At 54.7% G+C, this 13,919-nt stretch carries 10 protein-coding genes, 2 pseudogenes and 1 riboswitch; of the genes and pseudogenes, 3 read left to right on the forward strand and 9 right to left on the reverse strand.

The window, feature by feature from the left end; genetic code table 11:
• Positions 1–336, reverse strand: a pseudogene (locus ACYZYZ_RS06700) (putative urea ABC transporter substrate-binding protein); the annotation flags it as partial.
• A gap of 133 nt (positions 337–469) precedes the next feature.
• Positions 470–592: riboswitch (guanidine-I (ykkC/yxkD leader) on the reverse strand.
• Positions 593–919: 327 nt separating this feature from the next.
• Here ACYZYZ_RS06700 and ACYZYZ_RS06705 point away from each other — a divergent pair.
• Together ACYZYZ_RS06705 and ACYZYZ_RS06710 are read left to right on the forward strand one after the other, a co-directional pair.
• Positions 920–2,014 (forward strand): efflux RND transporter periplasmic adaptor subunit, encoded by a 1,095-nt coding sequence (locus ACYZYZ_RS06705; protein ID WP_461483704.1) that lies wholly within the window; start codon positions 920–922, stop codon positions 2,012–2,014.
• A gap of 4 nt (positions 2,015–2,018) precedes the next feature.
• Positions 2,019–5,114, forward strand: a complete 3,096-nt coding sequence (locus ACYZYZ_RS06710) for an efflux RND transporter permease subunit (protein WP_461483705.1) — start codon at positions 2,019–2,021, stop codon at positions 5,112–5,114.
• Positions 5,115–5,121: 7 nt separating this feature from the next.
• Here ACYZYZ_RS06710 and ACYZYZ_RS06715 read toward each other — a convergent pair whose 3' ends face one another.
• From ACYZYZ_RS06715 to ACYZYZ_RS06735, 5 genes are read right to left on the reverse strand one after another with little or no spacing between them, the layout of a single operon-like run.
• A complete protein-coding gene (locus tag ACYZYZ_RS06715) occupies positions 5,122–5,520 on the reverse strand; it encodes a YccF domain-containing protein (RefSeq protein WP_461483706.1) in 399 nt (132 codons plus the stop codon).
• Positions 5,521–5,525: 5 nt separating this feature from the next.
• Positions 5,526–7,322, reverse strand: coding sequence for a DNA mismatch repair endonuclease MutL (gene mutL, locus ACYZYZ_RS06720; protein WP_461483707.1), 1,797 nt, complete (start codon positions 7,320–7,322; stop codon positions 5,526–5,528).
• A gap of 13 nt (positions 7,323–7,335) precedes the next feature.
• Positions 7,336–8,613, reverse strand: coding sequence for an N-acetylmuramoyl-L-alanine amidase (locus tag ACYZYZ_RS06725; RefSeq protein ID WP_461483719.1), 1,278 nt, complete (start codon positions 8,611–8,613; stop codon positions 7,336–7,338).
• A 58-nt stretch (positions 8,614–8,671) separates the two neighbouring features.
• On the reverse strand, positions 8,672–9,142 hold the full coding sequence (gene tsaE, locus ACYZYZ_RS06730; protein ID WP_461483708.1) for a tRNA (adenosine(37)-N6)-threonylcarbamoyltransferase complex ATPase subunit type 1 TsaE: 471 nt from the start codon (positions 9,140–9,142) through the stop codon (positions 8,672–8,674).
• Positions 9,139–10,629: an NAD(P)H-hydrate dehydratase gene (locus tag ACYZYZ_RS06735; RefSeq protein WP_461483709.1), complete on the reverse strand. Its 1,491-nt coding sequence runs from the start codon at positions 10,627–10,629 to the stop codon at positions 9,139–9,141. The genes tsaE and ACYZYZ_RS06735 overlap by 4 nt, the downstream gene beginning before the upstream one ends.
• 65 nt (positions 10,630–10,694) lie before the next feature.
• Here ACYZYZ_RS06735 and queG point away from each other — a divergent pair, with 65 nt between their 5' ends.
• Positions 10,695–11,813, forward strand: a complete 1,119-nt coding sequence (gene queG, locus ACYZYZ_RS06740; RefSeq protein ID WP_461483710.1) for a tRNA epoxyqueuosine(34) reductase QueG — start codon at positions 10,695–10,697, stop codon at positions 11,811–11,813.
• Positions 11,814–11,822: 9 nt separating this feature from the next.
• Here queG and ACYZYZ_RS06745 read toward each other — a convergent pair.
• From ACYZYZ_RS06745 to ACYZYZ_RS06755, 3 genes and pseudogenes are all read right to left on the reverse strand, one after another.
• Positions 11,823–12,263: pseudogene (locus tag ACYZYZ_RS06745) on the reverse strand (YtoQ family protein).
• On the reverse strand, positions 12,263–12,835 hold the full coding sequence (gene orn / locus ACYZYZ_RS06750) for an oligoribonuclease (protein ID WP_305169935.1): 573 nt from the start codon (positions 12,833–12,835) through the stop codon (positions 12,263–12,265). Before orn ends, ACYZYZ_RS06745 begins: the two are co-directional and overlap by 1 nt.
• Positions 12,828–13,892: a mechanosensitive ion channel family protein gene (locus ACYZYZ_RS06755; RefSeq protein WP_305169934.1), complete on the reverse strand. Its 1,065-nt coding sequence runs from the start codon at positions 13,890–13,892 to the stop codon at positions 12,828–12,830. The genes orn and ACYZYZ_RS06755 overlap by 8 nt, the downstream gene beginning before the upstream one ends.
• Between the last annotated feature and the right edge of the window lie 27 nt (positions 13,893–13,919).

Genomic DNA, 13,919 nt, shown 5'->3' on the forward strand with positions numbered 1-13,919 from the left:
GACGTTTTGGCCCTCAATGTCTTTCAGGGTTTTACCTTCGCCCTTCAGAACAATGCCATCGTTCCCATTAGAAAAATCACCAAGAATTAATGCGGTAGAGTCGACACCACCCGCAGCAGGAATAGTGAGCGCATCCATATTGGTCATGGTGCAGGCATCAAACTGGCCGGCGGTGTACTGGTTGATGGATTCTACGTAGTCGTTGATCTGTACTACGTCGATAGTGATGTCATATTTATCAGCCCATTTCTTGACGATGCCGGATTCAGCACCATAGGCCCAGGGCATCCAGCCGACATAAATTGACCAGCAAATCTTAAAGTCATCGCGCGCCATGGCGCCGGAGGAGAACAGCAGTGAAGCAAGAAGGATTGCAGCAAGTTTTTTCATGATAAACCTCTCAGTCGGTTCTTTCGTGTATCGGGTTACACCGGTGCAAGTGGAGTACTTTTGGCTCAACGCCAAACAAGTCTCCCGGGCTTTTGTCCCGCCGTGTAACCCCTCATATCACTGAGAGGTCGAGTGCTCTCGGACCAGACACCCATCGACCTGAAAAGACTTTCGATGAATCGGAACCCTAGCGCTCTATTTGCCAGATTGTCTCAATTCGTGTTGCCAAAAGTACGAACACTAATGAAACTACATTCAGGATATATGCCAACTTTTCCGTGTCAATCGCAAATGCCCCTCTTACAGGGGCTTGAGCGCACACTGACCACGGCACATGCCATTAGCACACGAAAATTTCTGTTCCCTGATTGTGCACCTAAATCCTGATGCACCAACACAGTGCATAAAGGTGATAGCTTAAGTGCCGACCCAAGGTGGCATTTTTCATTGCATTAGCCGTGGGAACTGTCATATTTCACTAACGCCGAATTTTTATGCTCGATGCGCTCGGATAAAAGGACTCTCTGACATGCGAATGAAGGCTTTCGCCCTAACCCCGCTGCTGGGGTCCCTACTGCTGGGAACGGTCCCGGCCCTCTCAGTCGCGGCCACCCCGGTACCGGTGTTTGTGAAAGCCGCGGTGGTCGAACCCCTTGAAGAAACCATCGAAGCACTGGGCACCCTGAGAGCCAACGAGGCAGTAACCCTCTCTGCCACCGTCACCGAAACCATTACCGCTATTCACTTTGATGATGGTGAACGGGTCGAGTCCGGCAAAGTACTGGTGGAAATGACTAGCGAAGAAGAGCATGCCCTACTTGAAGAAGCACGCTCAACCCTGCGTGAAGCACAGCGCCAATACCAGCGTATCAAGGGGCTGGTAAAAACCAATCTGGCCAGTGAGTCCCTGCTGGATGAACGCCGCGCAGCCTATGAAACAGCCCAGGCCAAACTCCAGGCCACCCAATCCCGACTTCAGGACCGTCTCATCATTGCCCCTTTTGATGGTGTGGTCGGGCTGCGCCAGATCAGCGTTGGGGCACTGGTAACACCTGGGGACAGGATTACCACACTCGACGACGACAGTGTCATGAATCTGGATATGTCGGTGCCAGCGGTATTCATCAACAGCCTGCGACCAGGAATGACGGTGGTCGCCAACGCCAGGGAATTGGGGGACAAGGATTTTGAGGGAGAAATCGCCAGTCTTGATTCCAGGGTCGACCCTGTCACCCGCGCACTCTCCGTGCGGGCCCTGCTGCCCAACCCGGAACGCCAGCTCAAACCCGGCATGCTGATGACGGTGACCCTCAAAAAACCACCGATTAATTACATCATGATTCCCGAGGAGGCTCTGATTCAGGAGGGGTTTAACCAGTTTGCCTTCGTAGTGGATACCAGCAAAGAACCAGCCACTGTGTCCAAACGCCAGCTGACCACCGGCCCTCGCCGCCCTGGGGTTGTCTCCGTGATAACCGGCATTGAAGCCGGGGAACTGGTGGTCACCCACGGGATTATGCGCCTCAATCAGGGTTCCGCTGTCTCCATCACTGCCACCCAGCAAGGTGAGGAAAGTCTGAGCGAACTACTCAAGCAGTCAAGCACTGACCGCGGAGCTCACTGATTCCATGCTGCTGTCCGATATCAGTATTCGGCGACCAGTTTTTGCCTCGGTCATTTCCCTACTGCTTGTGGCATTCGGGATGATTGCTTTTGATCGACTACCCCTGCGTGAATACCCTGATATCGACCCACCAATCGTCTCCATCGAAACAAAATATCCGGGCGCTGCTGCCAACGTGGTGGAAACCCGCATCACCCAGGTCCTGGAAGATCGCATCTCGGGTCTGGAGGGCATCAAGTACATCGAGTCGAACAGCTCCGATGGCGAATCTAAAATTAATATTGAGTTTAACCTGTCCCGCAATATTGAGGCGGCCGCCAACGATGTCCGCGACCGGGTTGCCCGCGTACTGGAAGATCTGCCGGAGGAGGCCGACCTGCCCACCGTAGAAAAGCTGGATACGAATGACGAAGTCATTATGTGGCTCAATCTCACCAGCGAAGCGCTCTCTGTGCCCGAACTCACCGATTACGCGGAACGCTATTTGGTGGATCGCTTTTCGATTCTCGACGGTGTGGCGCGGGTACGTATAGGGGGAGGCCAGAGTCTGGCCATGCGTATCTGGCTGGATCGCATCAAGCTTGCCGCACACAACCTCACGGTAAGTGATGTGGAGGCTGCCCTGAGGTCTGAGAACGTGGAACTGCCCGCCGGTAAGATCGAATCGATCCAGCAGGAATTTACTGTGCGGGTGAAACGGGTGTTCCGCACTGCGGAAGACTTCAGCCAGCTGGTACTGAGCCGGGGCGAGGATGGCTACCTGGTGCGACTGGCCGATGTGGCCACGGTACACAAAGGCACAGAGGAATACCGCACCCTGTTCCGCGGCAATGGGGAGACCATGGTGGGTCTAGGCATCACCAAACAGTCCACCGCCAACACCATTGAGGTATCGCGGGCCGTCAAGGCGGAAGCAGCAAGACTCAACAAGCTGTTGCCCGACGGCATGCAGATCCACGAAAGTTACGATTCCTCCGTGTTTATTGAGCAGGCCATCGGCGAGGTCTACAAAACCCTGGCCATCAGCATTGGTCTGGTGATCTTTGTGATCTATCTGTTTCTGGGTAGTGCTCGGGCAATGCTGGTGCCCGCGGTCACGGTTCCCATCTCCCTAATCGCAACCTTTACCGTCCTGATGGCCATGGGCTTTACGGTCAACCTGCTGACACTGCTGGCACTGGTACTGGCCATTGGCCTGGTAGTGGACGACGCCATCGTGGTGCTGGAAAACATCCATCGCCGTATGGCGGAGCACCGTGAGCCCGCTCTGGTCGCGGCTTTCCGGGGCACTCGGCAAGTGGGGTTTGCCGTCATCGCCACCACGCTGGTGCTGGTAGCGGTATTTTCGCCAATCTCCATGCTGGAGGGCGATATGGGCCGGTTATTCTCTGAGTTTGCCCTCACCATGAGCGCTGCGGTGTTATTTTCCAGCCTGGTGGCACTGACCCTGTGCCCGGTGTTGGCATCATTACTGCTCGCCCGGACAGATGGGCAAGCTGCACCCGAAACCCGGGTAGACCGTTTCTTCCAGAGTTGCCGTGGCCATTACCGCCACCTGGTAGAGGCTAGCCTGAATCACCCGCTGCTGGTCGGGCTACTATTTGCAAGCTGCATCGGCCTCTGTGTCTGGCTGGTGGCCCTTATTCCCAACGAATACGTTCCCAAGGAAGACCGTGGCGCCTTTTTTATCATGGTCAAGGGTCCTGAAGGAGCCAGTTACGCCTACACCAAGGCTTACATCGAAGAGATTGAACAGCGCCTGTTACCCCTGGCAAGCGAAGGAGAAGCAGGCCGGATTCTGGTGCGTGCGCCACGTGATGCCTTTAACACTGGCATTGCCATTGTGGTTCTCAATGAGTGGGGAAGTCGCCGCTCCGCCTGGGACATCATGGCTGAAATCCGCGCCAAAACCTCGGACCTGGTCGGCGTACAGATTCACCCCGTTATGCGCCAGGGCATTGGTAACCGCACAGCCAAACCAGTGCAGTTTGTGCTCGCCGGTGGCACCTACGAGGAGCTGGCCCGCTGGCGGGATACCCTGTACGCAGAGCTGAGTAAAAATAACCCGGGCTTTACTGACATTGACAGCGATTACCGGGAAACCAGCCCCCAGGTACAGGTCAATATTGACTACAACCGCGCGGCAGAACTTGGGGTGTCAGTACAGAATATCGGGCGAACGCTGGAAAGCATGCTGGCTTCGCGCAAAGTCACCACATACCTCGATGCCGGGGAAGAGTACGACGTGATGATTGAGGGCAAACGCGATCAGCAAAACAGCCCCGATGACCTGACCAATATTTATGTGCGTTCAGAGCGCTCCAACCAGCTCATTCCCCTGTCCAACCTGGTGACATTGGAGGAATACGCGGATTCAAAAACACTGAATCGCTATAATCGCAACCGCGCCATCACCATTGATGCCAATCTGGAAGATGACCTGCCCTTGGGCGAAGGCCTGACCTATCTCGAGCAACTGGTGCGCGAGCACTTACCCGAACACGCGGTGATTGACTACAAGGGGCGCTCACTGGATTTCAAAAAGTCCGGTTCCGCCAGTTACTTCATATTTATTCTGGGTGTGCTGGTGATGTTCCTGGTACTGGCCGCCCAATTTGAAAGCTATATCAGTCCACTGATTATTATTCTGACTGTGCCACTGGCCATAGCCGGGGGATTGCTGGGTCTGTGGGCCAGCGACAACACCCTCAACCTCTACAGCCAGATTGGTCTGATCATGCTGATAGGACTGGCGGCCAAGAACGGCATTCTTATTGTCGAGTTTGCCAATCAGATGCGCGATCAGGGTAGTTCTGTGCAAGAAGCCATTATTACCGCTGCACAGGTGCGGCTGCGCCCGATTGTCATGACCAGCATTACCACCATTGCCGGGTCCATACCGCTGATACTGTCCTTCGGTGCCGGAGCAGAAACCCGCCAGGTGCTGGGTATAACCCTGTTCTGTGGCGTGGCTTTCGCTACGGTGTTTACACTGTTTATCCTACCGGTCGCCTACCACTTGCTGGGGCGTTTCACTCGAGGCCCCAAATATGTTTCCAATAAACTGGATCAACAGTTGAACGACACCCCCGCGCCATAACAAAGAACTAACTTTTCACCACGACCTTGCCCACTGGCGCCAGGGTCAACAGTGCCAGCTTCAGGTGCTGAAGGGCAAAGGGAATACCAATAATGGTAATGAACAGCGCCAATGCCAGGGTGATGTGACCCACCGCCAGCCAGAACCCGGCCAGAATAAACCAGATAATATTGCCCAGCAGCCCCAGCGCACCGGTACCCAGATCTTCCTTGCCTGTGATGACGCTGCGACTCACGGCTTCACGCCCAAAAGGCAGAAACGTGAACTGGCCGATAACAAAACAGGAGCGCCCCCAGGGAATACCGATAATGGTAATAAACGCCACCAGGCCGATCAGCCACCAGGCCAGGCCCATCAGCAGACCGCCAAAAATCAACCACAAAAGATTTCCCAAAAAGCGCAACATGATGATTACCGTCCCCTTAAAAACAGTTTGTCCAATTCTCCCAGTGACATCTGGGTCCAGGTAGGCCGGCCGTGGTTACACTGGCCACTGCGTTCTGTCGCTTCCATATCCCGCAACAGGGCATTCATTTCGGCAATGGATAATTTGCGGTTGGCCCGGACCGAACAATGACAGGCCATGTTGGCCATAATTTCATTGAGGTGTTCCCTGATGCGGTCACTGTTGCCATGGCTAACCAGGTCCGACAGCACGTCCCGAACCAGCGGTTCCACATCCGCATCACGCAGCAGTGCAGGCACCTGCCGCACCAGCAAACTTTCCGGGCCCGCCCGTTGTAATTGGAAGCCCAGGGATTCAAACACGGCAGACTGTTCCTCTGCGGTATCCGCCTCGGCCTGGCTGACCGCCAGTGTTTTGGGAACCAGCAGCGGTTGGGACATCAGCCCCTCAGCATCAAATGCCTGCTTCATGCGCTCGTAGGTAATGCGTTCATGGGCGGCATGCATATCCACCAGCACCAGGCCCGCAGCATTTTCCGCAAGAATGTAAATACCTTTTAACTGGGCAATGGCATAGCCCAGTGGCGGCAGGGTTTCATCGGTTTGCGCCAAAGGCGATGGCGAGATGGATGTCTCCGGCACATGCAGGTCGCCATACACGGCCATTTGTTCTGCGACGCGATTAGGCCCCGGTGACTTTTCGCTGAAACTGATCGACGCCTGCGTCACAGGGGAACGGTCCACCGCTGGTAAAGGTGTTTCCGTAGGCTCGCTGTCACCAGCTTGGTTGCTATCCCCAGGGCGGATATCGGCCACGCAGCGGTGCAGGCTACGAAACAGGAAATCGTGGACAGTACGACTGTCGCGAAAACGCACTTCGTGCTTGGTGGGATGTACGTTGACGTCCACATCTGCCGGGTTTAATTCCAGATAGAGGACAAAAGCCGGGTGGCGCCCGTGATACATCACATCCTGGTATGCCTGACGAACCGCGTGGGTCACCAGCTTGTCGCGAATGCTGCGGCCATTGACAAAGAAATGCTGCAGGTCCGCCTGACTGCGGGAAAAAGTCGGCAGCCCCACCCAACCCCAGAGACGTAAGCCAGCGGCTTCCATATCTACGTAGATTGCATTTTCCATAAACGCCGGGCCACAGATGGCCGCCACACGGCGCTCCTGTTCAAGCTGAGTGCCAGCGGCGCGAAACTGGTGGACCACCTTGCCGTTATTGCGCAGGGTGAAATCAATATCGAAATGACTGAGGGAGAGTTTTCGCAGTACTTCGTCAATCCGCTTGTATTCAGTGGTCTCTGTGCGCAGAAATTTGCGCCGGGCGGGGGTATTAAAAAACAGGTCACGCACTTCAACCGTGGTTCCACGCGGGTGGGCCACCGGCGCCAGGTTCACCGCCATATCGCGCCCTTCAGCTTCGGCTTTCCAACCGGGGCCTCTGTCCTGATCATTGGTGGCAATAGCAAGTCTGGCGACGGACGAAATACTGGCCAGTGCTTCGCCACGAAAACCGAGGGTAGCCACAGCTTCGAGGTCGTCCAGCTGCTCAATCTTGCTGGTGGCATGACGGCTGAGCGCCAAAGGCAAGTCTTCTTCTCCAATGCCACAGCCGTTATCGCGGACGCGCATGAGCTTAACGCCGCCGCTTTCCACATCAATCTCAATGCGGCTGGCACCACTATCAATACTGTTTTCCAGCAACTCTTTGATCACGGAGGCGGGGCGCTCTACCACCTCACCGGCGGCAATCTGGTTAGCCAACCGGGGACTGAGCAGATGAATTTTGGGCATGAATCAATAATCTTCAGGAAGCGGGAATTTTCAGGCGCTGTCCAACTCTGATGCGCGTGCTATTAAGACCATTATGTCGCAACAGGTCTTCTACAGACACATTGTAACGAACGGCTATATCCGACAGCGTATCACCCCGGGCAATGACGTGTACGCCCCCACCACCCATGGTTTTACGGGCCGCCAGCAATGTCCCGGCCGGAGGGGCTTTCTCGAAGTATCGATTGACACCGTTAAAAATGGCCCTCGCCATCTTTTGCTGATAACTCCGGTCGCTTAACTGCCGGGCTTCCTTGGGGTTGGAGATAAAGCCAGTCTCAACCAGAATGGAAGGGATATCAGGGGACTTGAGCACCACAAAGCCCGCCTGCTCCACATGTTTCTTGTGCAACCTGGCAACGCCACCGATGGAGCGCAATACCTCTGCCCCCACTTCCAGGCTGCTGCTGAGCGTGGCGGTCATGGATAGATCCAGCAGCACGCTGGCCAGCATGTGGTCCTTGTCATCCAGGCTGACGCTGCCGGCACCACCAATCAGGTCCGCCTGGTTTTCCCGGCTGGCCAGGTAGCGGGCCGTTTCACTGGTCGCACCGCGCCGGGAGAGCGCAAACACCGACGCACCGTTCGCCGATGACTTGGTGAACGCATCAGCGTGTATGGAAATAAACATGTCAGCACGGTGGTTACGCGCAATTTCAGTACGCTTGCGCAGGGGAATGTAATAGTCGCCCGTTCGGACCAGCCTGGCGCGAAAACCCGGGGTGCTATCAAGCAGCTTCTGTAATTCCTTGCTAATCGCCAGCACCACCTGCTTTTCACGTATACCTTTCGGCCCCAATGCACCCGGATCTTCTCCGCCATGGCCGGCATCGATGGCAATAATGATATCGCGGTTGCCACTTTCTCCTGCGGCGTCCTTGACTGTTTTCACTGTCTCCTGACCAATGTCATAGAGATCAACCACCAGGCGATCACCATATTGCTGGTTTTTGGAGAGTGCAAAACTACGGGGTCTGACGGCAGTTTTGAGATCGAGCACAATGCGCAGGTCAGTCTTATCCTTGACGCCGGTGCGCAGTGCAGTAACCGGGGTTGTCGACAGGTCCAGACCATTGGTGCTGGTATTGATGGATGAATGGGCAATATCCATCACCAGACGGGGAGGATTATCCAGGGGGAAAATTTTGTGGTTTACCGGACCACTCAGGTCAAAAACCAGTCGGGTATGGTCTGGAGCCCGCCACAAGCGAACACCATCAACCGTCGCCGCTAAAGATGCCTCGCAGAACATCCCCAGCAGCAATAGCAACAAGGTTTTGATACATGCTGAATTCAGCAACAAACTGTCCTCATGACATGGCTGCCAATTGTTTGATCGCGCCTTCGCCCCTCTCGGTGTTGGCCTCGACAAGTACACGCCGCGCGCCGTTTTCAATCCTGATCTGTATCCTCAAATCCGGCTCGGGCAACATGCCAGCACCCCGTTCAGGCCACTCCACCAGGCAACAGTTCGCTTGCTGGAGATAATCTCGAATACCAATATATTCGAGTTCTTCGGGGTCGCCCAAACGGTACAGGTCAAAATGATAAATCAGTTTTTTCCCCAACTGATAGGGCTCCACCAGTGTGTAGGTGGGGCTTTTCACAACACCGTGATGACCAAAGGCTGACAGCATACCGCGACTCAGGGTGGTTTTTCCTGCACCCAGATCACCTTCCAGAAATACCAGGCAGCCATCGGGCAACATACTGCCCAACTGGCGACCAAAAGCCACCATGGCGTCTTCACCAGTCAGGTGAATGTCAAACGACTCCCTCATGGATTCACTAACCGGCGCAGTGGACCCAGCAGATCGGTCGCAGTCATTCCCCTCTCACCATCCACCGCAGCTCGGTCAGCGGCTTCCGCATGCAAGCCCACAGCGAGTGACAATGCCTGTCCGGGATCAATACCCTGGGCCAACAACGCCCCCGCTATACCACTCAACACATCACCCATGCCGCCAGATGCCATGCCAGGGTTCCCGCCTGTGCAAACGGCCACCGGGAGTTTATCGGAACAGCAAATCAGGGAGCCAACACCTTTTAACAACACCGGACATTGATACTTTCGCCACAACTCACGCACGGCAGCAAATCGATCTGCCTGCACTTCAGAGACGGTTTTACCGAGCAGTCTGGCGGCCTCACCGGGATGGGGCGTGAGAATCCAGTGTCGGGAATCATGGGTCTGAGACGTCTGAGCGGCCAGCAGGTTCAGGCCATCTGCATCAACAACCGTTGGTTTGCCAGCCATAAATACTTGGCGAAGCAACTGCTCTGACCAGGGTGTTTTCCCCAATCCCGGGCCGACTACCACAACGGACGCTCGCTCGAGCAGAGGCTGAAGTTCCTGCCCGGAAGAGACAGCATTGACCATGAGTTCCGGACAACGGGATAGCACGGCAGACACATGTTCTGAACGGGTTGCCACAGAAACCAGACCCGTCCCTGTGCGTAACGCCACTTCTGCGGCCATGGCAACAGCGCCGCCAAAACCTCGCTCACCACCCACTACCAGGACATGTCCGAAGTCTCCCTTGTGTGCATCTCTGCGCCGCTTCGGCAACAAGGGCATCAGTTCTTCGAGATCCAACCGTTCACATTCCGGCGTCACCTGGTGGTACACCAACTCGGGAACACGCAAATTGTTAAATACCAGCTCCCCGGTATGCTGCGGGCCTTCACCAGTAAACAATCCCTGTTTCATACCGATAAACGTCACCGTTACATCTGCACCAATCACCGGACCAACTGCTGTGCCGGTATCACTGCAGAGTCCGGATGGGATATCCACAGCGACAATGGGCAGACCACTGTCTTTAATCAGGCGAATCGCCTGTGCAAAGGGCTCGCGAACTTCACCATTCAAGCCGGTACCCAACAGGGCATCAACTACCACACCTGTTTCCAAACCCATGCCATCACTAAAAGGCTTGATACTGACTCCTGCCTGCACTGCATAGTTGTAGGCTGACAATGCATCGCCCTGGAGCTTGTGGGCAGCAGTGAGCTGAATGATTTCCACGGGCAAACAGCTTTCGGCGGCCAGTGCCGCGACGATGTATCCATCACCCGCATTGTTGCCAGCTCCACAAAAGACTGTCAGGGGAGCTCCAGGCCAGCGACTGATTATCTGTTGAAATACAGCATAGCCTGCACGTTTCATCAACTTGATGCCGGGAATGCCACAATCCTGAATGGCAATGCGATCCAATTCCCGGACCTGCCGGGCGGAGTAAAGAGGGACTGGCAGATGGTGCGACATAAACTACCGATAATCCGCTGAAAATCTGTCAAAATTATACGTTAACTATAGACTTAAGTTCGACCATGACACTTCAGCACAACGACCCTGACTACACTCAGCTGGCCCTTGAGATCAAGGAATGGGGAAAGGCGCTGGGCTTTCAGCAGATAGCCATAGCCGACATTGACTTGTCCGATAGTGGTCAACAGCTCAACCGCTGGCTTGAAAATGGCTACCAGGGGGATATGCGCTGGATGGGTGAGCACGGCAGCAAACGTTACCATCCCGAGCAACTGCTGCCCAATACCCGCAGGGTGATTGTGGTACGTATGGATTACCTACCCCCAGACGACAACCTGGTTGCCGTACTGAAATCCGATGATCGTGCTTTCATTTCCCGCTATGCCCTGGGCCGCGACTATCACAAGCTGATTAGAAAACGCCTCACCACACTGGCGAAAGAAATCGAAAAGGCAGTGCCGGGAGGGGTGACCCAGCGCCCATTTGTGGACAGCGCCCCGGTGATGGAAAAACCCCTGGCAGTCAAAGCGGGCATTGGCTGGCAGGGTAAGCATACTCTGGTGATCAACAGCCAGGCCGGCTCCTGGTTTTTTCTGGGCGAAATATACACCAGCCTGCCGCTGCCCGTGGACACCCAGCTTGAGGAAGACCAGTGCGGGGAATGTCAGGCCTGTCTGAAAGTCTGTCCGACGGACGCATTTCCCGAACCCTACGTACTGGACGCACGACGTTGTATCTCGTATCTGACTATTGAGAACAAAGGAGCAATACCCGAAGAATTTCGGGAGCCCATGGGTAACCGGGTATTCGGTTGTGATGACTGCCAGGCTGTCTGCCCGTGGAATAAAGCCGCCCCCACATCCAATGAGAAAGATTTTTCACCCCGTCATCATCTGGACAACAGTGAACTGGCCACCCTGTTTTTATGGAGCGAGGCTGAGTTTATGAAATACACAGAGGGGTCACCCATCCGGCGCATTGGCTACCAGGGCTGGTTGCGAAATCTGGCTGTGGGGCTGGGGAATGCGCCGACTACTGAAAAGGTATTACAGGCGCTTGAAAGCCGGACCAGCTTTCCATCGCCATTGGTTCAGGAGCATGTCGCCTGGGCATTGCAACAACATCGTGAACCAAGACGCCGAAAACGCAAGGTTGCCAACCCGGACTCCCACCGCAACTGAATCAAAAGGTTACTGTTGCGTGGTGAGGTAATCGAGAATTGCCACTACCTGCTGTGGCGTCTTTGCCCAGGCCATGGCAGACCCATCCACTTCCTTCAGCGGATGGATAATATCGGCGTCGTGCAATGTGATATAGGGCGTGCCCAATGCCGCGCAGTAGCCCGCATCGAACGCGGCATTCCACTGCTTTTACTTATCACCGAAGCGGATGATGGCCAGATCACACTGCTCGATCAGTGTTTTGGTACGAATCGCATTGATTTTCGAGGACTTATGATCCCGCCAGAACAGCTCTGGCTCAGTGCCGAGCACATCACCTGCTGCGTCGCTGGCTTCGTGATCGGTGACGGCAGAGCTAAATGTCACCGGCAACTGTTTTTCGCTGGCACCCTGAATAATCCGGTCTCGCCAGTCCGTATGAATTTCCCCCGATAAATACACCTGCCACATCAGGGCTGCTCCTCCATCACAAAAAACACATCCCGGTAATATTTCAACTCGTTGATGGAATCCTTGATGTCATCCATCGCCAAATGCGCCCCCTGCTTGGAAACGCCCTTCAACAGCTCTGGCCTCCAGCGGCGAATGATTTCTTTGACGCTGCTAACATCGAGATTTCGGTAGTGAAAAAAGGCTTCCAGTTCCGGCATCTGGCGGGCCAGAAAACGGCGATCCTGGCAGATAGAGTTGCCGCACATGGGGGACTGACGGGCATCAACAAACTGGGACAGGAAATCCAGCGTTGCCTTTTCAGCTGCCGCCATGGAAATGGTGCTGGTACGCACCCGTTCCGTCAGCCCGGATTGGCCATGTTGTCGGGTGTTCCATTCATCCATACCCTCCAGCAGTTCATCGGGCTGATGGATCGCCAACATCGGCCCTTCACCCAAAATATTGAGATGCTTATCAGTCACAATGGTGGCAATTTCAATAATGACATCGTTGTCGGTGTCCAGCCCGGTCATCTCCAGGTCAATCCAGATGAGATTGAGGGGGTCCTTGCTCAGTAATACGTCATTCATGGGGAGTTTCTTTGGCCTTGCTAATGATACTGTCCAGTGCCGCCAGCCTCGTTTCTCGCTGCTCGACTTCTGCTTTTAAAACCTTGGCTTCTTCCTTACCAGCACTCTGCAACTGCTCTTTGAGGGATTTGAGTTCCTGGGTAATGGTCTGCTTTTCATCCTCAAGAGAATGAATTTTTTCAGCCCGGTCAGCCTTGTCAAAAATCATCGCTTCCGGTGCTTCTTGCTCGCTCTGCTTGACCTCCGGCTTGCCCGGAATGCCGATAAATTTCTCACCACTCTGGTACTGACGCTGATTCATGAATGTTGGAGACACAATCTCGATACCCGCCCCATGCAACTTATCCAGAACCTCTTTTCGGAGTTTGCTGCGTGTCGTCAACAGATGTTTCACCTCTGGGTAATAGCCGGAAATCTTGTAGCTGACCGAGAAATCTCCCAGGTTGCGTATCTGCATAAAGGGTTCGGTAAGGCCCGCTGCCAGCGCCGCTTCCTTGAACAGTGGCTCCAGTTGGTGGTGGGCCACGTCATAGCCAAGGGATAGTTCACAGGAAACAATGGTGCCGGATGAGCGCACAACGGTGACCGGATTTGAAGCCAGAAAGAGATTTGGCAATGTAATCAAGTCGCGGTCTTCAGACTGAATTTCCGTATGAAACAAACCCCGCTCTGTCACGCGACCAAAGTGCTCGCCGGCACGAATAAAATCACCGTGATGAAAGCTTCTCACGGCGCGCAGCATCAAACCGGCCATCGCATTGGAGACAAAGGTGGTAGACGACAGAGCAATAACACCTGTCAGCACCAAACCCAACAGGCTCAGCAAATCACCCCGCGTGGACTCGCTAACCGGCAAGGCCAAAATGACGATCACCAGAGCGATCGCCGTCAGCACCAGCATAGTGACCTGGCCCGGCAGCCTCGATTCCGTGGTTAGACTGGCACGTCGCAACAACAACCAGTTGGCAATCCACAGGCACAAAACAATGAAAGCAATTGTCACCAGCAGCGGAATAAATGTTGCCAGCGACTGGTAGATTCCTTCCAGATCAAGCATTTCTGATTCCTGTCCCCCGATGCGCTT

The organism is Porticoccus sp., from assembly GCA_023261185.1.
GTDB lineage: Bacteria > Pseudomonadota > Gammaproteobacteria > Pseudomonadales > Porticoccaceae > Porticoccus > Porticoccus litoralis.

Coding starts and splice junctions, on each gene's coding strand:
- ACYZYZ_RS06715 (WP_461483706.1), bottom strand. CDS start 5,520: ATGTTGCGCTTTTTGGGAAATCTTTTGTGGTTGATTTTTGGCGGTCTG.
- ACYZYZ_RS06705 (WP_461483704.1), top strand. CDS start 920: ATGCGAATGAAGGCTTTCGCCCTAACCCCGCTGCTGGGGTCCCTACTG.
- ACYZYZ_RS06755 (WP_305169934.1), bottom strand. CDS start 13,892: ATGCTTGATCTGGAAGGAATCTACCAGTCGCTGGCAACATTTATTCCG.
- queG (WP_461483710.1), top strand. CDS start 10,695: ATGACACTTCAGCACAACGACCCTGACTACACTCAGCTGGCCCTTGAG.
- ACYZYZ_RS06735 (WP_461483709.1), bottom strand. CDS start 10,629: ATGTCGCACCATCTGCCAGTCCCTCTTTACTCCGCCCGGCAGGTCCGG.
- tsaE (WP_461483708.1), bottom strand. CDS start 9,142: ATGAGGGAGTCGTTTGACATTCACCTGACTGGTGAAGACGCCATGGTG.
- ACYZYZ_RS06710 (WP_461483705.1), top strand. CDS start 2,019: ATGCTGCTGTCCGATATCAGTATTCGGCGACCAGTTTTTGCCTCGGTC.
- orn (WP_305169935.1), bottom strand. CDS start 12,835: ATGAATGACGTATTACTGAGCAAGGACCCCCTCAATCTCATCTGGATT.
- mutL (WP_461483707.1), bottom strand. CDS start 7,322: ATGCCCAAAATTCATCTGCTCAGTCCCCGGTTGGCTAACCAGATTGCC.
- ACYZYZ_RS06725 (WP_461483719.1), bottom strand. CDS start 8,613: ATGTTCTGCGAGGCATCTTTAGCGGCGACGGTTGATGGTGTTCGCTTG.